At 67.7% G+C, this 18994-nt stretch carries 17 protein-coding genes, 1 pseudogene and 1 riboswitch; of the genes and pseudogenes, 10 read left to right on the forward strand and 8 right to left on the reverse strand.

The genetic code is table 11. The features are described 5' to 3' along the window. Positions 1-145 precede the first annotated feature (145 nt). Positions 146-1294 (forward strand): galactonate dehydratase, encoded by a 1149-nt coding sequence (gene dgoD, locus FOZ70_RS28305; protein WP_021160175.1) that lies wholly within the window; start codon positions 146-148, stop codon positions 1292-1294. A gap of 204 nt (positions 1295-1498) precedes the next feature. Here dgoD and FOZ70_RS28310 read toward each other — a convergent pair whose 3' ends face one another. Then, a complete protein-coding gene (locus FOZ70_RS28310; RefSeq protein WP_021160174.1) occupies positions 1499-2431 on the reverse strand; it encodes a CopD family protein in 933 nt (310 codons plus the stop codon). A 373-nt stretch (positions 2432-2804) separates the two neighbouring features. Here FOZ70_RS28310 and FOZ70_RS28315 point away from each other — a divergent pair, with 373 nt between their 5' ends. From FOZ70_RS28315 to FOZ70_RS28325, 3 genes are all read left to right on the forward strand, one after another. Then, positions 2805-3569 carry a c-type cytochrome gene (locus FOZ70_RS28315; RefSeq protein ID WP_042975501.1) on the forward strand — a complete coding sequence of 255 codons (765 nt, stop codon included), beginning with the start codon at positions 2805-2807 and terminating at the stop codon, positions 3567-3569. Between the two features lie 19 nt (positions 3570-3588). Continuing rightward, positions 3589-4887 carry a cytochrome c gene (locus tag FOZ70_RS28320; protein WP_021160171.1) on the forward strand — a complete coding sequence of 433 codons (1299 nt, stop codon included), beginning with the start codon at positions 3589-3591 and terminating at the stop codon, positions 4885-4887. A 134-nt stretch (positions 4888-5021) separates the two neighbouring features. Beyond that, the gene (locus FOZ70_RS28325) at positions 5022-6464 is read left to right on the forward strand and encodes a DEAD/DEAH box helicase (protein WP_219707319.1); all 1443 of its coding nucleotides are present in this window, start codon (positions 5022-5024) and stop codon (positions 6462-6464) included. Here the strand turns inward: FOZ70_RS28325 and FOZ70_RS28330 are convergent. The 3 genes from FOZ70_RS28330 to FOZ70_RS28340 form a co-directional block, all read right to left on the reverse strand. Continuing rightward, positions 6458-6964 carry a hypothetical protein gene (locus tag FOZ70_RS28330; RefSeq protein WP_059586736.1) on the reverse strand — a complete coding sequence of 169 codons (507 nt, stop codon included), beginning with the start codon at positions 6962-6964 and terminating at the stop codon, positions 6458-6460. The two genes, FOZ70_RS28325 and FOZ70_RS28330, sit on opposite strands and share 7 nt — an antisense overlap. 70 nt (positions 6965-7034) lie before the next feature. Next, positions 7035-7862: a ferritin-like domain-containing protein gene (locus FOZ70_RS28335; protein ID WP_027789191.1), complete on the reverse strand. Its 828-nt coding sequence runs from the start codon at positions 7860-7862 to the stop codon at positions 7035-7037. Positions 7863-8189: 327 nt separating this feature from the next. Then, complete coding sequence (locus FOZ70_RS28340; RefSeq protein ID WP_219707320.1) at positions 8190-9830, reverse strand: gamma-glutamyltransferase family protein; 1641 nt, start codon at positions 9828-9830, stop codon at positions 8190-8192. 221 nt (positions 9831-10051) lie between these two features. On the opposite strand from FOZ70_RS28340, the gene FOZ70_RS28345 reads away from it, so the two are divergent. Beyond that, positions 10052-10831 carry a DeoR/GlpR family DNA-binding transcription regulator gene (locus FOZ70_RS28345; protein ID WP_027789189.1) on the forward strand — a complete coding sequence of 260 codons (780 nt, stop codon included), beginning with the start codon at positions 10052-10054 and terminating at the stop codon, positions 10829-10831. Positions 10832-11134: 303 nt separating this feature from the next. Further along, on the forward strand, positions 11135-11332 hold the full coding sequence (locus FOZ70_RS28350) for a hypothetical protein (protein WP_021160166.1): 198 nt from the start codon (positions 11135-11137) through the stop codon (positions 11330-11332). A 96-nt stretch (positions 11333-11428) separates the two neighbouring features. Here FOZ70_RS28350 and FOZ70_RS28355 read toward each other — a convergent pair whose 3' ends face one another. Beyond that, positions 11429-11797, reverse strand: a complete 369-nt coding sequence (locus FOZ70_RS28355; protein ID WP_219707321.1) for a hypothetical protein — start codon at positions 11795-11797, stop codon at positions 11429-11431. Between the two features lie 162 nt (positions 11798-11959). Between FOZ70_RS28355 and glpD the strand changes: the two genes are divergently transcribed. The 3 genes from glpD (at position 11960) to FOZ70_RS28370 (ending at position 15891) form a co-directional block, all read left to right on the forward strand. Beyond that, positions 11960-13483: a glycerol-3-phosphate dehydrogenase gene (glpD, locus tag FOZ70_RS28360; RefSeq protein ID WP_219707322.1), complete on the forward strand. Its 1524-nt coding sequence runs from the start codon at positions 11960-11962 to the stop codon at positions 13481-13483. A gap of 106 nt (positions 13484-13589) precedes the next feature. After that, positions 13590-15092: a glycerol kinase GlpK gene (gene glpK, locus FOZ70_RS28365; RefSeq protein ID WP_021160163.1), complete on the forward strand. Its 1503-nt coding sequence runs from the start codon at positions 13590-13592 to the stop codon at positions 15090-15092. A gap of 82 nt (positions 15093-15174) precedes the next feature. Then, the gene (locus FOZ70_RS28370; protein ID WP_021160162.1) at positions 15175-15891 is read left to right on the forward strand and encodes an MIP/aquaporin family protein; all 717 of its coding nucleotides are present in this window, start codon (positions 15175-15177) and stop codon (positions 15889-15891) included. Between the two features lie 42 nt (positions 15892-15933). Here the strand turns inward: FOZ70_RS28370 and FOZ70_RS28375 are convergent. Then, positions 15934-16137, reverse strand: a pseudogene (locus FOZ70_RS28375) (hypothetical protein); the annotation flags it as partial. Between the two features lie 126 nt (positions 16138-16263). Between FOZ70_RS28375 and FOZ70_RS28380 the strand changes: the two are divergent. Continuing rightward, positions 16264-16950, forward strand: coding sequence for an HAD family hydrolase (locus FOZ70_RS28380; protein WP_048025979.1), 687 nt, complete (start codon positions 16264-16266; stop codon positions 16948-16950). Positions 16951-17057: 107 nt separating this feature from the next. Here FOZ70_RS28380 and ribB read toward each other — a convergent pair whose 3' ends face one another. Together ribB and FOZ70_RS28390 are read right to left on the reverse strand one after the other, a co-directional pair. Next, entirely contained in the window at positions 17058-17768 is a 711-nt protein-coding gene (gene ribB, locus FOZ70_RS28385) for a 3,4-dihydroxy-2-butanone-4-phosphate synthase (protein WP_034201392.1), read from the reverse strand. Positions 17769-17886: 118 nt separating this feature from the next. Further along, positions 17887-18035: riboswitch (FMN riboswitch) on the reverse strand. 188 nt (positions 18036-18223) lie between these two features. Then, positions 18224-18916 carry an XRE family transcriptional regulator gene (locus tag FOZ70_RS28390; protein WP_021160158.1) on the reverse strand — a complete coding sequence of 231 codons (693 nt, stop codon included), beginning with the start codon at positions 18914-18916 and terminating at the stop codon, positions 18224-18226. Positions 18917-18994: the final 78 nt, after the last annotated feature.

Raw genomic sequence — 18994 nt, forward strand, 5'->3', positions numbered from 1 at the left:
TACCCGGGTGGTCCGGCTGCCCACTATCTGCACAATAGTGCTATTAATACTATTTTTTATCGGTCTGCGCTAGGATAACCGCGAAAGCACGCGACCGCGCGCGGCGCCCGACTGCCCGCGCCGGTCAATCATGGAGACCCGCATCGTGAAAATCACCCGCCTCGAAACCTTCGTCGTCCCGCCGCGCTGGCTGTTCCTCAAGATCGAAACCGACGAGGGCATCGTCGGCTGGGGCGAGCCTGTCGTCGAAGGCCGCGCGCACACGGTCGAGGCCGCCGTGCAGGAGCTGGCCGACTACCTCGTCGGCCGCGACCCGCTGCTGATCGAGGATCACTGGCAGGTGATGTACCGCGCGGGCTTCTACCGCGGCGGCCCGATCATGATGAGCGCGATCGCGGGCGTCGACCAGGCGCTGTGGGACATCAAGGGCAAGCATCACGGCGTGCCGGTGCATGCGCTGCTCGGCGGCCAGGTGCGCGATCGCATCAAGGTGTATTCGTGGATCGGCGGCGACCGGCCGAGCGACGTCGCGAACAATGCGCGCGCGGTGGTCGAGCGCGGCTTCAAGGCCGTGAAGATGAACGGCTCCGAGGAGCTGCAGATCGTCGACACCTACGACAAGGTCGAGCAGGTGATCGCGAACGTCGCGGCCGTGCGCGACGCGGTCGGCCCGCACGTCGGAATCGGCGTCGACTTCCATGGCCGCGTGCACAAGCCGATGGCCAAGGTGCTCGCGAAGGAGCTCGACCCGTACAAGCTGATGTTCATCGAGGAGCCCGTGCTGTCGGAGAACGCCGAGGCGCTGCGCGACATCGTCAACCAGACCAACACGCCGATCGCGCTCGGCGAGCGGCTCTACTCGCGCTGGGACTTCAAGCACATCCTCGCGGGCGGCTACGTCGACATCATCCAGCCCGACGCGTCGCACGCGGGCGGCATCACCGAGTGCCGCAAGATCGCGACGCTCGCGGAGAGCTACGACGTCGCGCTCGCGCTGCACTGCCCGCTCGGCCCGATCGCGCTCGCCGCGTGCCTGCAGCTCGACGCGGTCAGCTACAACGCGTTCATCCAGGAGCAGAGCCTCGGCATCCACTACAACCAGGGCAACGACCTGCTCGACTACCTGCGCAACCCCGAGGTGTTTCGCTACGAGGACGGCTTCGTCGCGATCCCGCAGGGTCCGGGGCTCGGCATCGACGTGAACGAGGAGAAGGTGCGCGAGATGGCGAAGACGGGCCACCGCTGGCGCAACCCGGTATGGCGCCATGCGGACGGCAGCGTCGCCGAGTGGTGAGCGCGATGCGCGGCGTGCGCGCTGAGTCGCGCTGAGTCGCGCTGAGTCGCGCTGAGTCGCGCTGAGTCGCGGCAAGTATCGATACGAGAACGGCTGCCCGACAGGCAGCCGTTTTTGCATGCCCGGCGCGGCGCCGGGCACATGGTGAATGCACGTGGCGGATGCGCGTCGGCGGCCTGGCGTCGCGCCGCGCGCAACCGGCCGTCAGCCGAGCGCCGCGAACCCCGGCACGCTGAACGACAGCACCGCGGCCGCGACGAACACGCCGATCATCGTCAGCGCCTCGAGATGCAGGATGTTGCGGAACGTGTGCGCATCCTCGGTCGACGCGGTGCGGCGCAGGCGCGGCAGCGCCGAGAAGCGGTTCAGGCCGCCGAGCACGAGCGCGAGCGCGACGAGCAGCAGCTTCAGCAGCAACACGCGCCCCCACGTGCTGCCGTCGAGCGGCGCAAGCGACCCGCCGAGCCCGCGGATTGCATTGAGCGCGCCGGTGCCGAGCACGAACACGACCGCGACGATCGACGTGCGGGACAGGTGCTGGCCGATGCGGATCAGCGCGCCGCGCGCGACCGACGAACCGAGCGCCGGCAGCACCGCGAGCCCGCCCGCGAGCACGAGGCCGCCCCACACGGCGGTCGCGAGCAGGTGCAGCGTCTGCACGCCGACCGCCGCGGACAGCGCACCCGTGTCGGCCGCATGGCCGAGCGAGGCCTTGCCGGCCGCGACCACGATCACCGCGAGCCACAGCACCGCGTGCGCGACCGGGCCTTCCGGCTTCGCCAGCGCGACGATCGCGAGCACCACGGCGCCGGCGAACGCGACGCTCCATGCGAAGCCCGTATGGGTCTGCGTCAACATCACGGGAATCGCGGCGAACGCGCCGCCGAGCCCCGCGCCGCTCATCGTCGCGGCCTCGTAGACGAGCCAGCCGAGATCCGCGAGCACCAGCGCCAGCGCCGCCGCGACCAGCGAATGTTGCGCGCGCAGCCACGCGGGATGGGACGGCGCGACGACCGGACGTGCCCCGTCCTTGCCGAGCCAAGCCTTGAGCAGCGCCGAGCCGACCGCCATCGCGAACGCGGCGTCCATCAGCGCCGCGAGCGCGACCTGACCGATCCACAAGCTGTCGAACTTCATCGCGCACACCCTCCCGAAAGCGGCAGGCCGACGATGCGGCAACGGGACGGACAGCGTGAGGAAGGCAACGGCACGGTAGAAAACGTCATCGATGAATCCGGAAACGGGAGAAATGACTGGACCTGCGGCGGAGGCGGCGCCGCGCGACCCGCGAGTGTACGGTCTTCGATGGTGAAAACGCACGCCGGTTCACACAGGTGCGGCGCAATGCGCGTCAAATTGTCGCAAGTCGCAAACGGACAGGAACCGATGTCCTTTTGCCAAATAGCCGTCATTACCCATCGATGATAGAATGCCGCGTCGCAGCAGCCCGGCTGCCTTGCCGTCATGCGCCGAGCCGATCGTAGCCCGGACAGGTCCCCGTCGAATAAACATGGAGTCTCGTGTGTCTTCAAGACGCCTCTTCCGTCCGCTGCTCGCCGTTCTGATGTTCGGCGGCGCGGGCCTTATGAGCGCTGCCCAAGCGCAGACCAAGCCCACGGAGCAAGCGCACGCCCAGCAGGCGCCGCTCAAGGCACCCGATACCATGGCCGAGCGCGTGCGCGGCTGTACGGCCTGCCATGGCGTCCATGGCCAGGGTACGGACAACGACTACTTCCCGCGTCTTGCCGGCAAGCCGGCCGAGTACCTGTACAACCAGCTCGTCAACTTCCGTGACGGCCGGCGCAAGTACCCGCCGATGAACTACCTGCTGACGTACCTGAACGACGACTACCTGCGCGAGATGGCCGAGCACTTCTCGGCCGAACGCCCGCCGTACCCGGCGCCGGCGAAGCCGACGCTGCCGGCCGCGACGCTCGCGCGCGGCAAGCAGCTCGTCACGCAAGGCGACCCGTCCCGCAAGCTGCCGGCCTGCGTGGCCTGCCACGGCGCGACGCTCACCGGCATGCAGCCGGCGATCCCGGGCCTGGTCGGCCTGCACGCCGACTACCTGAGCGCGCAGATCGGTGCATGGCGCTCGGGCAACCGCCACGCGAAGGCGCCCGATTGCATGCATGAAGTCGCTTCGAAGCTTTCCGACGAAGACGTGACGGCCGTGACCGCATGGCTCGCCGCGCAACCGGCGCCCGCCAACCCCGTGCCGGCTCCGGCGCGTTCGATGAAGACTCCGCTCGCCTGCGGCAGCGAACCGCAATAAGGCAAGGGAGACAGACACAATGAAACGCAAGTCCCTGTTTGCACTCTCGGCTGTCGCGATCGTCGCGGCCGCCGCCCTCGTGCCGGTCCTGTGGCCGGGCAACGACACGCTGCACGGCGCCGCCGCCGTCGCGGCCACGCCGGCCGACCAGGCCGCACTGATCAAGAAGGGCGAGTACCTCGCGCGCGTCGGCGACTGTATCGCGTGCCACACCGTGCGCGGCGGCAAGTCGTTCGCGGGCGGCCTGCCGATGGCGACGCCGTTCGGCACGATGTACACGCCGAACATCACGCCGGACGACAAGGACGGCATCGGCAAGTGGACGTCGGACGACTTCTACCGCGCGATGCACACCGGCCGTTCGAAGGACGGCAGCCTGCTCTACCCGGGCTTCCCGTTCGCGAGCTACACGAAGGTCACGCGCGCGGATTCCGACGCGATCTACGCGTACCTGCGTTCGGTCGCGCCGGTGTCGGTGCCGAGCCGTCCGCACGAACTGAAGTTCCCGTTCAACAACCGCAACCTGCTGATCGGCTGGCGCACGCTGTTCTTCAAGGAAGGCGAGTACAAGCCGGATCCGACCAAGTCGGTCGAATGGAACCGCGGTGCGTACCTCGTCGAGGGCCTCGGCCACTGCTCGATGTGCCACACGTCGATCAACATGATGGGCGGCCCGGTGAGCTCGGCAGCCTTCGCGGGCGGCCTGATCCCGCTGCAGAACTGGTATGCGCCGTCGCTGACGAACGACAAGGAACTCGGCCTCGGCGACTGGCACGTGCAGGAGCTGTCCGACCTGCTGCAAGCCGGCGTGTCGAACAAGGGCGCGGTGTTCGGCCCGATGGCCGACGTCGTGCACAACAGCCTGCAGTACATGAGCGACGAAGATACGCGCGCGATGTCGACGTACCTGAAGTCGATCCCGCAGAAGGCTGAAGCGCCGAAGAACATGCAGTACGAGCCGTCGAAGCAGTTCGGCAACGCGCTGTTCGACCAGGGCAAGAAGATCTACGCGGACAACTGCGCGACCTGCCACGCCGAAACCGGCGCGGGCAAGCCGCCGGCCTATCCGCCGCTCGCGGGCAACCACTCGATCGTGATGGAATCGGCGGTCAACCCGATCCGCATGGTGCTCAACGGTGGCTATCCGCCGAGCACGTTCAAGAATCCGCGTCCGTACGGGATGCCGCCGTTCGCACAGTCGCTGTCGAACCAGGAGGTTGCGGCGGTCGTCACGTATATCCGGATGTCGTGGGGTAACAACGGTACGCCGATCTCGCCGCAACAGGTGAGCGACCTGCGTTCCGCGCCGCTCGACTAAGAAGCGGCTGACACACACGGGGCGCGGCTGCGGGAAACCGCGGCCGCGCCCTTTTGCATTTTGCAATTTGCGATGTCACCTCCCGCGCGGGCCGCGCGAGACGTCGCCGATCATAAAACTGAAGAGTGGTATCTATGTCTTTCGAATCTCTCGGCCTGGCCGAACCGCTCGTCAAGGCGGTCAACGAGCTCGGCTATACGTCGCCGACTCCCATCCAGCAGCAGGCGATCCCTGCCGTCCTCGGCGGCGGCGACCTGCTCGCCGGTGCGCAGACGGGCACCGGCAAGACGGCAGGCTTCACGCTGCCGATCCTGCAACGCCTGCACACGTTCTACGCCGAGCATCGCGGCGCGAAGCGCGCGGTGCGCGCGCTGATCCTCACGCCGACGCGCGAACTCGCCGCCCAGGTCGAGGAAAGCGTCCGTGCCTACAGCAAGTACCTGAAGCTGCGCTCGACCGTGATGTTCGGCGGCGTCAGCATCAATCCGCAGATCGACGCGCTCAAGCGCGGTGTCGACATCGTCGTCGCGACGCCGGGCCGCCTGCTCGATCACATGCAGCAGAAGACGATCGACCTGTCGGACCTCGACATCCTCGTGCTCGACGAAGCCGACCGGATGCTCGACATGGGCTTCATCCACGACATCAAGCGCGTGCTCGCGAAGCTGCCGCCGCAGCGCCAGAACCTGCTGTTCTCGGCCACGTTCTCCGACGAGATCAAGGCGCTCGCCGACAGCCTGCTCGACTCGCCCGCGCTGATCGAGGTCGCACGCCGCAACACGACCGCCGAGAGCGTCGCGCAGAAGATCCACCCGGTCGACCGCGACCGCAAGCGCGAACTGCTTACGCACCTGATCCGCGAACACAACTGGTTCCAGGTGCTCGTGTTCACGCGCACGAAGCACGGCGCGAACCGGCTTGCCGAGCAGTTGACGAAGGACGGCATCAGCGCGATGGCGATCCACGGCAACAAGAGCCAGTCGGCCCGCACGCGCGCGCTGGCGGAGTTCAAGAACAGCACGCTGCAGGTGCTCGTCGCGACCGATATCGCCGCGCGCGGGATCGACATCGACCAGTTGCCGCACGTCGTCAACTTCGACCTGCCGAACGTGCCGGAAGACTACGTGCACCGGATCGGCCGCACGGGCCGCGCGGGCGCGACCGGCGAAGCCGTGTCGCTCGTGTGCGTCGACGAGAAGCAGCTGCTGCGCGACATCGAGCGGCTGATCAAGCGCGAGATTCCGCAGGAAGTGATCGCGGGCTTCGAACCCGATCCGAACGCGAAGCCGGAGCCGATCCAGCAGCGCCGCGGGCAACAGCAGCCGCGCGGCGGTGGCGGCGGTGGCGGCAATCGCCAGCCGCGTGCGGGCGGCTCAGGCCAGCCGGCCCCGAAACGCGACGGCAACGCACAGCCGAAAGCATCGCAGCAGAAGGCCGCGAAGCCGCGCACGCAAGGCGGTGCCGGCGGCAGCGGCGGACGCCCGGCGGGCGGCGGCAATGGCGCACGCCCCGCGAACGGCAACGCCGCGCACCCGAACCGCAACCGTTCGTCGCGCAGCGGCCAGCGCGGTCACTGAAGCCGCGCGGCCGCGCGCCGCAGGTGCTCGACCTGGCGTTGCCAGCGTTCGAGCACCGCGGCGCGCTCCCCTTCCAGCGTGAACGTGACGCCTGTCGCGAGACGCGCATAACCGACCCGCTGCGCATCGCCGTGCGCGATCGTCGCAGCGAATCCGGCCAGCCCGCCGAAGTCCCCTTCGAGCGGCTCCATCGTCAATTGCGCCTGAAAGAACGCGCCGTCCGCGACGAGCGTCAGCGCGGCCGTACGCCGTTGCGCGACCGCGCGCGCCGCGCGCGATTGCGGCCAGAGCGCAAGCAGCAGCGTGCGCGCATCGTGTGCATAGATCTCGCCGACGCCGAGCAGCGTCGTGCGCAACTGGCCGTCGTCGGTCGCGACGATCAGCGATGCGGCGAAGTCGGCATGACGCTCGAGCGCAGTGCCGTCGAACAGCGAGACGACGGCCGGCGGCCACGCATCGAACGTCCATTGTTCGAGCGCGTGGCGATGGGTATCGGTCATGGTGGCGTGGCCCCGGTGGAAAGCGGATGAGCAAGCCGCAGCATACGCGCGACGGGCCGCGCCGCGGCGATCAGCGCAGGAACACGTGCCGCGTGATCTTCGTGAGCGGATAGTGGACGCCCGGCTGGATCTTCGCGGGCAGGTCGAGCGGCTTGAGCAGCATCTTCACGCACATGTCGGCCGACAGGTTGCGCCGCACCAGCTTGCTGATGCGCGCGGCGCGCTCACGGTTGTACTGGCTGTCGCCGACACGATCCGGATAGCGGACCGCGAACACGTGGCGCAGCGCGATCTCGGAATCCTCGTTCTTGATTTCCATCACGCGACGCGCGAGCGCGCCGAGCACCGCGAGCCGGCCGTTGCCTTCGAGCTGGTTGTACTTCTTGAAGAACTTGAAGAAGTGCTTGTAGTGACGCACTTCGTCCGTGCGGATGTTGTCGGTGATTTCCTTCAGCACGGGCTCGTCCGAGCATTCGTTGATCGCGCGATAGAGCGTGGCCGTGCCCGTCTCGACGACGCAGCGCGCGACCATCTCGAGCGCGCGGGTCTTCTCGAATGCCTCGACCTTGCAGGTCAACGAATACTCGGCGAAGAAATTCGCGAACGCGGTATCCCAGTCGAACTCGGGCCACACGTGCGCGATGTACGCCTTCAGCGCGCGCCCGTGCTGCAATTCTTCGTGCTCCCATGCATTGTTGAGCCATGCGGAGACTTCCGGATCGTCGTTGAAGAACTGGCTCAGATTGCTCGTGTAGAGATCCGAGCCGCTTTCGATGAACGACGACGCGCACAGCAGCAGCAACAGATCCTCGTTCGCGGCGGCACGCTGACGATCGATCCGGTTCAGGTCGATGTCCTCGATGCGCCACGGCATCACATGCGTCGTTTTGGTGTCCATGGTGGTGCGCTCCCAGTCGTCGCACGGGCGCCGGCCCATGCCTTCGGCACAGGCGCCGACCGACCCGCAGGCGGCGTTTTACTTGCGTTTATAGTGGATTGGTCCGGCCGAACCATGCTGGCATCTTAGCCGGACTTTGACGTTCGTGCTCCAGAGCACTGACCATACCTGACAAGCGCAGTTCCACGACGTCTGTTGCCGTTCGTTAGACGAGTCCTTCAAACCGCTTGCGCCCGCTCGACGATACGGGCCGCGGCAAACGAAACGGGCGGCCGTCCGGCCGCCCGTGAAGCGCTGGAAATGCCGGTGAAAGCGGGCCGCAATCCGTCAGAAACCTGCCGCCAGGCCGTCGCGCCGGCTGTCGCTCGCGGCCACGTAGCCGCGCTCGCGATCGTCGCGGTCGAGACGCCAGATGAACTGCCCGGAACCGAAATCCATGTAAGGATCGTCGATCGACTTGATCGTATGGCCGCGCGCGGCCAGCGCATCGACGGTCGCGCGATTCATCGTGGCCTCGACGTCGAGCGTGAAGTCGCGGTTGACCTTCCAGCGCGGCGCATCGCAGGCGGCCTGCGGTTGCTGCCCGTAGCCGAGCATCCGCACGACGGTCTGCAGGTGCCCCTGCGGCTGCATGTCGCCGCCCATCACGCCGAAGCTCATCACGGCTTGCGTGCGGCCGTCGGCCTCCTCGGTGACGAACGCCGGGATGATCGTGTGGAACGGCCGCTTGCCGCCCGCGACGACGTTCGGCGATGCCGGGTCCATCGAGAAGCCGTGCCCGCGATTCTGCAGCGCGATACCGGTGCCGGGCACGACGAGCCCCGAACCGAAGCCCATGTAGTTCGACTGGATGAAGCTCACCATCATCCCGCGCTCGTCGGCCGCCGACAGGTAGATCGTGCCGCCCGAACGCGGCCGGCCGGCGCCGAAGTGCGTCGCGCGCGCGGGATCGATCAGCTTCGCGCGTTCGGCGAGATACGCGTCGTCGAGCATCTGCTCAGGCGTGACCTCCATCGCGCGCGGATCGGCGACGTAGCGATAGACATCCGCGAACGCGAGCTTCATCGCCTCGATCTGCAGATGCTGCGAGTCGACCGAATCGACCGGCCATTCCGTCACGCCCGCGTGCTCGGCGATCCCGAGCGCGATCAGCGCGGCGATGCCCTGCCCGTTCGGCGGAATCTCGTGGATCGTGTGACGGCCAAAGCGCTTGCCGATCGGCTCGACCCATTCCGGCCGGTACGCTCGCAGGTCGGCTGCGGTCAGCGCGCCACCGCCTTCGCGCGAGAACGCGGCGATGCGCTCGGCGAGCGCGCCCTCGTAGAACGCGCGGGCCCCCTCCTTCGCGAGCGTGCGCAGCGTCTGCGCATGACCGGGCAGGCACACGCGCTCGCCGACGAGCGGCGCGCGACCGCGCGGCATGAAGGTCTCCGCGAAGCCCGGCAGCCCCTGCAGCTCGGGCACGGCGGCCGCCCACTTGTGCGCGACGATCGGCGGCACCGCATAACCGCGCTCCGCGATCTCGATCGCCGGCTCGAGCAGGTCCGCGAACGGCAGCGAACCGAACTTCGCATGCAGCGCTTCCCAGCCCGCGATCACGCCCGGTACGGTGACGGTATCCCAGCCGCGCGTCGGCTTGTTCGCGGTGCCGTTCGCCGCCTCGCCGTGGCGCCGGCGGAAATAGTCGACGTTCCACGCGGCCGGCGCGACGCCCGACGCGTTCAGCCCGGACAGCCGCTCGCCGTCCCACACGAGCGCGAACGCATCGCCGCCGAGCCCGCACGACACGGGCTCGACGACCGTGATCGCAGCCGCGGCGGCCAGCGCCGCGTCGACCGCGTTGCCGCCCTTCCACAGCATCCGGAGCCCGGCCTGCGCGGCGAGCGGGTGCGACGTCGACACGACGTTGCGCGCGAACATCGGAATGCGGGTCGTCGGATACGGGTTGTGCCAGTTGAAGCCAGTCATCGGTTCCACCTCGTCGAAAGCTGAATGAAGCGCCGAGCGCGCACCCGCGCGCGCGGGCAATCCGCCATTGCAGCGCGATCAGCGCGATCGCACAAATTCATTTGTCACATGAATCAATGCAATTTCCGCATGAATCGCCGGCGACCCTGGCGGCCATACCGGCCTAACAGCGTTGCCGCCCTTACAATACCCGCTCCGTCTCACGACACGACCACCGAGCCATGACCCGAGATCCCCGCCTCACCCTCAACGCGCGCCAGCAGGAACTGCTCGAATGGGTGCAGCGCGACGGCTTCGTGACCGTCGACGATCTCGCCGCGCACTTCGCGGTGACGCCGCAGACGATCCGCCGCGACGTGAACTGGCTCGCCGACCTGAACCTGCTGCGCCGCTATCACGGCGGCGCGAGCCTGCCGACCAGCTCCGAGAACGTGTCGTACACGGCGCGCCAACGGATGTTCCATGACGAGAAGCGGCGCATCGCGGCGCTCGCGGCGTCGCACATTCCCGACCAGGCGTCGCTGTTCATCAACCTCGGCACGACCACCGAGGAAGTCGCACGCGCGCTGAACCGCCACCACGGGCTGCACGTGATCACGAACAACCTGAACGTCGCGTCGATGATGAGCGGCTACCCCGACTGCGAGGTGCTGATCACGGGCGGCATCGTGCGGCCATGGGACAAGGGGATCGTCGGCGAACTCGCGATCGACTTCATCCGCCAGTTCAAGGTCGACTACGCGATCATCGGCACGTCGGCGATCGAGGCCGACGGCACGCTGCGCGACTTCGACACGCGCGAGGTGCGTGTGGCCGAGGCGATCATGCAGCATGCGCGCACGGTCTACCTCGTCGCCGACCATTCGAAGGTCGGCCGCCCGGCACTGGTGCGCCAGGGCCACCTGAGCCAGGTGCACGCACTCTTCACCGACAAGCCGCTGCCGCCGGAGATGGCCGACGCGGTGGCGACCGCCGGCACGCAGGTGTACGTCGCGGAGTGACGGCCGCGATGCTGCACCGCACCTGAAACTTCAAGTGAAATCAAGAAGTTGGCGCTGCGAGCAAACCGCTTGCGCGGGGTCCGGCTGTCAAACGGAAAATTAACGGGGCACGATTTGTGGTTGCCCGCATGCTCGACTAGACTCCAGTTCCCCGGCCCGTCCGACCGTTGCGCCTGTGCCAGGGCGCGGACGAATGGCATGGCCGGCGAATGCAGCTTTTCCCCCCAAACCATACCCCGCTGGGTATCGCGCGCCGGCCGTTGCGCCGGCCGCGCGGGCTGACTGGTCGCCATGGAGAGAACGATGCTGAGTCCGCATGAATTCGCCACGCTATTGCTTGTGAAGGACGCTCCCGATCAAACCTCGATGGATCGGGACGAAATCGACGCACTGCTGGAGCAGCAGCTCGTCCGCCTGGAAGGGCTCGGATCGGGGCGCAAATACTGCGTGACCGAGACCGGCGACGCCGCGCTGCGATCCATCAAATACCGCTATTCGTAAAACCACACCGTTGCCGACCTGACCGCGCGGCCCGGATTCCGGGCCGCGCGGTCGTTCCTGCTTCCTCGCTTCCCCGCCTCGTCGCCCTGACCTGCTTCAGCCGCCGCGCAGCGTCGGATCGACCGCCGCCCGCCAGCTGATGGCTTGCGCGCGCGCGCCGTTGAAATACGCGATCCAGCCGGCACGCGCCGCCGCGTCGGGCGCCGCATAGCGCGTCGAAAGTTCGTTTACGAACGCACAATAGTTCGCTTCGGTCAGCCCGCGATACCGTTTCGCCACGTATGCGTCGTACAGCGTCGAATAGACCGGCTGCGCGTCCACGCCCCAGTCGCGCGCCGCGCCGCCGCACGACGTCTGCAGGTCGATGAACGACGGCGTGCGCCAGTTGCCGACGAGCGGCGGCATACCGGCACTGCACCCCGCCAGAAGGACGGCGCACACGCCGGCCCACATCCCAATACGCATGATTCACCTCGCGAAACGGTCGATTCCGCCAGTATCGTCCGGGATCGCGCAGCGCGCTACTGGCCCCGCTTTATCGAACTTTACTTTTTCGATTTCGTTCGTTAAATTTCGAATTCGAACATTTTCTGTTCAACCATTTCCCTCAGACGATAAGGACAGCAGGTGACCCAACCGAATCGCTACGATCTGCTCGTCGTCGGCGGCGGCATCAACGGCGCGGGCATCGCGCGCGATGCGGCCGGCCGCGGCCTGTCGGTCCTGCTCTGCGAGCAGGACGATCTCGCGTCGCACACGTCGTCGTGCAGCACGAAGCTGATTCACGGCGGCCTGCGCTACCTCGAGTACAACGAGTTCGGGCTCGTGCGCAAGGCGCTGCAGGAACGCGAGACGCTGCTGCGCGCGGCGCCGCACATCATGTGGCCGCTGCGCTTCGTGATGCCGCACATGCCGAACCTGCGGCCGGCCTGGCTGATCCGCATCGGCCTGTTCCTCTACGATCACCTCGCGAAACGCGAACTGCTGCCCGGCTCGCGCGGCATCGACATGCGCCGCCATGCGGCCGGCGCGCCGCTGATCGACTCGATCAAGCGCGGCTTCGTGTATTCCGACGGCTGGGTCGACGACGCCCGCCTCGTCGTGCTAAACGCGATGGATGCGAAGGAGCGCGGCGCCGAGATCCTCACGCGCACGAAGCTCGTTTCCGCCGAACGCCGCGGCGACGAGTGGGAAGCGCGGCTGCAGCACGCCGACGGTTCGATCCGCGTCGTGCATGCGCGCGCGATCGCGAACGCGGCCGGCCCGTGGGTCGGCGACGTGCTGCACGGCGCGCTCGGCCGCGGCGCGCATCACAGCGTGCGGCTCGTGAAGGGCAGCCACATCATCACGCGCCGCCTGTTCGATCACGATCACGCGTACATCTTCCAGAACCCGGACAAGCGGATCATCTTCGCGATTCCGTACGAGCACGACTTCACGCTGATCGGCACGACCGACGTCGAATACACGAACGATCCCGCGAAGGTCGCGATCGATCGCGACGAGACGCAGTACCTGTGCGATTCGATCAACCGCTACTTCAAGCGCAAGATCTCGCCGGCCGACGTGCACTGGACCTATTCGGGCGTGCGCCCGCTGCTGGAAGACGAGAACGCGGCGAACGCATCGGCCGTCACGCGCGACTACCGCCTCGAAATGGACGAAGGCGCGGGTGCGCCGCTGCTGTCGGTGTTCGGCGGCAAGATCACGACGTTCCGCAAGCTCGCGGAAGAAGCCGGCGACATGCTGAGCCGCGCGCTCGGCCGCGACGCGAAGACCTGGACGGCCGGCGTCGCGCTGCCGGGCGGCGACATCGCGAACGCGAACTTCGACGTGTTCGCCGCCGCGTTCGCGAAACGCCACCCGTGGCTGCCCGCCGCGCTCGCCCGCCGCTATGCACGTGCGTACGGCACGCGCGCGGAGCGCGTGATCGACGGCGCGAAGTCGCTCGCCGATCTCGGCACCGAAATCGCCCCGGGCATCCACGACGCCGAACTGCGCTACCTGCGCGACGCCGAATGGGCGACCTGCGCGCAGGACGTGCTGTGGCGCCGCTCGAAGCTCGGCCTGCACGTCGCGCCGGGCACGCTCGACGCGGTGACGGCCGCGATCGACGCGTGGTTCGCCGCTGCGCACGCGCCGCAGGCCTGACCCGAATGCAGTAGCAGTTGCCGTACCGACGTTGACTCACCGACGCGCCGCCCCCCATGCGGCGCGCATCACAACTAAGCCAAATCCACGGATGGAGATGAGAGACATGCAGGATCAGTACATCCTCGCGCTTGACCAGGGCACCACGAGTTCCCGCGCGATGCTGTTCGATCGCCAGGGCAATATCGTATCGATCGCCCAGAAGGAATTCGAGCAGATCTACCCGCAACCCGGCTGGGTCGAGCATGACCCGCAGGAAATCTGGTCGACGCAAGCCGGCGTCGCCGCCGAAGCCGTCACGCGCACGGGCCTGAACGGCACGTCGATCGCCGCGATCGGCATCACCAACCAGCGCGAAACCACGATCGTCTGGGATCGCGAGACCGGCCAGCCCGTCTACAACGCGATCGTCTGGCAGGATCGCCGCACGGCCGACTTCTGCGATTCGCTGAAAGCCCAGGGCCTCGAGGCGAAGGTGCGCGCGAAGACCGGCCTGCCGATCGACTCGTACTTCTCCGGGACCAAGATCCGCTGGATCCTCGACAACGTGCCGGGCGCACGCGAGAAGGCCAGGCAGGGCAAGCTCGCGTTCGGTACCGTCGACAGCTGGCTCGTGTGGAACTTCACGAAGCACGAACTGCACGTGACCGACGTCACGAACGCGTCGCGCACGATGCTGTTCAACATCCACACGCGCGAATGGGACAACGAGCTGCTCGAGATGCTCGACATCCCGCGCAGCATGCTGCCGGACGTGAAGGCATCGTCGGAAATCTACGGTCACACGAAGACCACCGTGTTCGCGTCGAAGATCCCGCTCGCGGGCATCGCGGGCGACCAGCAGGCGGCGCTGTTCGGCCAGATGTGCACGCAGTCCGGCATGGTGAAGAACACCTACGGCACCGGCTGCTTCCTGATGATGAACACCGGCGACAAGCCGATCGAATCGAAGAACAACCTCGTCACGACGATCGCCTGGCAGATCGGCGACAACGTGCAGTACGCGCTGGAAGGCAGCATCTTCATCGCGGGCGCGGTGGTGCAGTGGCTGCGCGACGGCGTCGGCATCATCAAGTCGGCCGCCGAAATCGAAGCGCTCGCCGCGAGCGTGCCGCACACCGACGGCGTCTACCTGGTGCCCGCGTTCGCCGGCCTCGGCGCGCCGCACTGGAACGCACGGGCGCGCGGCTCGGTATTCGGCGTCACGCGCGGCACGACCTCCGCGCACCTCGCACGGGCGGCGCTCGATTCGATCGCGTACCAGTCGCTCGACGTGCTGGCCGCGATGGAAGCCGATTCGGGCATCAGCATCGGCGAGCTGCGTGTCGACGGCGGCGCGAGCGCGAACGACCTGCTGATGCAGTTCCAGGCCGACCTGCTCGGCGTCGACGCGGTGCGTCCGCAGATCACCGAGACGACCGCGCTCGGCGCGGCCTACCTCGCGGGCCTCGCGATCGGCTACTGGAAGAACCTCGACGAAGTGCGCAGCCAGTGGCAGCTCGATCGCCGCTTCTCGCCGTCGATGCCGAAGGAGCAGGTCGAAAGCTGCATGGCCGGCTGGCAGCGCGCGGTACGCGCCGCGAAGGCGTGGGCCGACGATACCCAGTAATCGTCAGCCATCCATACGAAATACAACAACACCGGCGGACCGCGCTTGCGCGCGAGTCCGCGATGACATACGAGAGACAACCATGTCACCTTATATTGCAGAGTTCATCGGCACAGCGATCCTCGTGCTGCTCGGCAACGGCGCGGTCGCAAACGTGCTGCTTGCAAAGACCAAGGGCAAAGGCGCGGACCTGATCGTGATCGTGATGGGCTGGGCGATGGCCGTATTCGTCGCCGTCTACGTGACCGCGTCGTTCAGCGGCGCGCACCTGAACCCGATCGTCACCATCAGTCTCGCGCTCGCGGGCAAGTTCGCGTGGTCGAAAGTCGGCGGCTACATCCTCGCGCAGATGCTCGGCGGGATGGCGGGCGCCCTGCTCGTGTGGCTCGCGTATCGCCAGCACTTCGCGAAGGAAGCCGATGCGGACCTGAAGCTCGCGGTGTTCTGCACGGCGCCCGCGATCCGCAGCGTCACGCACAACGTGCTGACCGAAGCGATCTGCACCTTCGTGCTGATCCTCGGCGTGCTGTACCTCGCGTCGCCGCAGGTCGGCCTCGGCGCGCTCGACGCGCTGCCCGTCGGCCTGCTCGTGCTCGGCATCGGCATTTCGCTCGGCGGCCCGACCGGCTACGCGATGAGCCCCGCGCGCGACCTGTCGCCGCGCATCATGCACGCGCTGCTGCCGATCCCCGGCAAGCGCGACAGCGACTGGCGCTATGCATGGGTGCCCGTCGTCGGCCCGCTGCTGGGCGGCGCCGCGGCGGCCGGCCTGTACCTGCACCTGCACGCGATGGCCTGATCTCGGCCTGACCGAAGCGCGCGGCCGCCACTGCCGCGCGCTTCATGCGCCTTTCTTCGCGCCTCCCCCGCCACGTTCGCGCTGGCGCTCGCCTCCGGCCGACACGAGCGACTTCAGCTTCACGCCCGCATCCGCCACGGCCGCCGGGCTCACGTCGATCCCGCGTTCGACCGGCATGCTCGCCACGCGCATTCCCTCGACGAACCCCACCGCACGGCCGAACCCGCGCGCGGCGACGCGCCGCGCGACCGGAATCGCCAAGCCACACGCGCGGCATCGGGAAAACCTGCCGAAGCGTCTCGCGGCATGCGCGTGAAAGCACGTATGATGGCGAATTGATCTGCGTCGCCGACATTCCGCTTCTTCACCACCATGCTCGATCACCTCATCTGCGACTGCGACGGCGTGCTCGTCGACAGCGAAGTCATCGCCGACCGCGTGCTGCTCGATACGCTGTCCTCCACGTTCCCGAACATCGATTTCGAAGCCGCCGCGAAGTCGGCGTTCGGCCAGCAGACGTCGCGCTTCCTGGCCGGGATCGAATCCCGCTTCGGGATCGAGATGCCCGCCAACTTCATCGAAACGATCGAGCACAACATCGAGAGCGCGCTGGCGCAATCGCTCGCGCCGATCACCGGCGTGCGCGACGCGCTGCTACAGGTGAGCCTGCCGGCGGCCGTCGTGTCGAACAGCCGGCTCGCGCGCGTGCGCAGTTCGCTGAAGCGCGCATCGCTCACCGAGATCTTCGGCGATCGCGTGTTCAGCTCCGAGCAGGTGGCGCGGCCGAAGCCCTACCCCGACGTCTACCTGCATGCGGCGCAAACGCTCGGCGTCGCGCCGGCGCGCTGCATCGTCGTCGAAGACAGCGTGTCCGGGCTGAATGCCGCGCGGGCGGCGGGCATGAAAACGATCGCGTTCGTCGGCGCGAGCCACATCCCCGACAACTACGCGGACGCGCTGCGCGCGATGGGCATCACGCGGATCATGCGCAGGATGGACGAGCTGCCGGCGTTCGTCGAAGCCGGCATGCGCGGAGAATTCGCGGACGTACAGTCCTGACGGTCGTTCCGGCCCGGTCAGGCTGACCGGGCCTGTCCAGCGTGCGCCGCTTCACGCACGCCGTGCCACGGGCGCATGAACGCACCCGCTTTCCCCTTCCCTTTCACTCAGGCCGGTTCGCAGCAGCGCTCGCGCGCAGCGGCCAGCGACTCGCGGAACTCGACGAGTTCCGCGATCGTCAGCATCGGCAGCCCGTGCCGTTGCGCGAAACGCTCGACATCGTCGCCGCGCGTCATCGTGCCGTCGGGATTCATCAGCTCGCACAGCACGCCGGCCGGCTTCAGGCCCGCGAGGATCGACAGGTCGACCGTGCCTTCGGTGTGACCGCGGCGTGCCAGCACGCCGCCCGGCTGCGCACGCAACGGAAACACATGGCCAGGGCGCACGATGTCGTGCGGCTTCGCCCCGTCGGCGATCGCCGCGCGGATCGTCGTCACGCGATCGGCCGCCGATACGCCCGTATGCACGCCTTCGCGTGCCTCGATCGAGACGGTGAACGCGGTGCCGTTGCGGCTCTCGTTGGTCTGCACCATCGGCGGCAGCTCGAGCGCGCGCACCGTGTCGTCGGTCAGGCACAGGCACACGATGCCGCTGCACTCACGGATCAGCAGCGCCATCGTCTCGGGCGTGATGCGCTCGGCGGCAACGATCAGGTCGGCTTCGTTCTCGCGGTCGTGGTCGTCCTGCAGCACGACCGCACGGCCTGCGCGCATCGCATCGAGCGCGGCGGCGATGCGCGGCGGCACCGGTTCGGAATCCAGCAACGGGAGATCGGCAAAGGCGTCGGCAGGTGCCGACGAAACGGACATCAAGGACATGTGAAACGCTCCTCGCAAATACGGTTTGGGCGAAAAACGTTTCAGGGCATTGCAAACAGACAGAACGACAACCCGCTTCGCACATGTGGCGAAGCGGCCCTGGCGGACATGACTATCTGCACATCTTCTCTCATCCGGACTGTGACCGTCGGCTCTGGCATTCGACCAGATCTGCTGACCCCGCGCGGATGCGCGGGCGCTCGCGGGCTCGCCGGCTTACGCCAGCCTACCGCCGGTGGGGAATTTCGCCCCGCCCTGAAGACGCACTGATTGCCGGACGGGACAACCCCGTCAACGGCGGGCCAAGCATACAACAGCTGCGCGCGCGGCGCAGTGAACTCCAGCTAAAACCTTACCGACGACCCCGTCTAACGGCATCGTCCGAACGGCCGACGGACGACCCGCGATCCCGCCCGAACGACGGGAACGCGGCCCGCTCCGGGCGGCCTGCGCGATCAGCCGGCCGCATGCGCGGCGTGTGCCGCATCGGGCACGAGCCAGCGCGGCGGCACCTCGGGGCTCACCGTCACGCGAAACGCGCGCGCCTCGCTGTCGCCCGGGTTGCGCAGGCTGTACGGCTGGTCGGCATCGAACACGATCGCATCGCCGGTCGCGAGCAACTGGCGGCGGTCGTGCACGCTGACTTCGAGCGTGCCCTCGCTGACGACGAGGTTGACCGTCGTGCCGGGCGCGCGGCGTGCGCCGGGCTCCGTGTGCAGCGGCGCGATCCGCAGCTCGTGGAATTCGGCCGCGGCCGGCTCGCCTTCCGGATAAAGCGCGCGCGCCGAGAAGCGGCCGTTCGAGCTGACGACGCGCGACGCGCGCTCGGCCGCCAGGTGCTCGAAGCCGTTCACCGCATGGCGGCGCAGGAAGGCGGCGACCGAAACCTTCAGCGCCGCGGCGATCTTGCAGAGCACCTTGATCGACGGCACGCTGCGCGCCGACTCGATCTGCGCGAGCATCGCGCGCGACACGCCGGACAGCCGCGCGAGCGCATCGAGCGACAACTGCCGCTCGGCACGCAAGCGCGCGAGGTTCACGCCGACGACCTGCTCGAGAACGTCGAGCGACGCGGACGCCCGCGCATCGGCGGCGTCGCCGGACTCGAAGGAAGACACGTCGCGCACGAGCGCCAGGGATGAAGACATAGCATTGCCTCCGGGCCGCTGTGCGGCCCTGCGTATGGGGTAAGCCGGGATGGGGAATCGGGTTGCGCCAGCAACGGC

This window comes from Burkholderia sp. COPS, from assembly GCF_019425585.1.
GTDB lineage: Bacteria > Pseudomonadota > Gammaproteobacteria > Burkholderiales > Burkholderiaceae > Burkholderia > Burkholderia cepacia.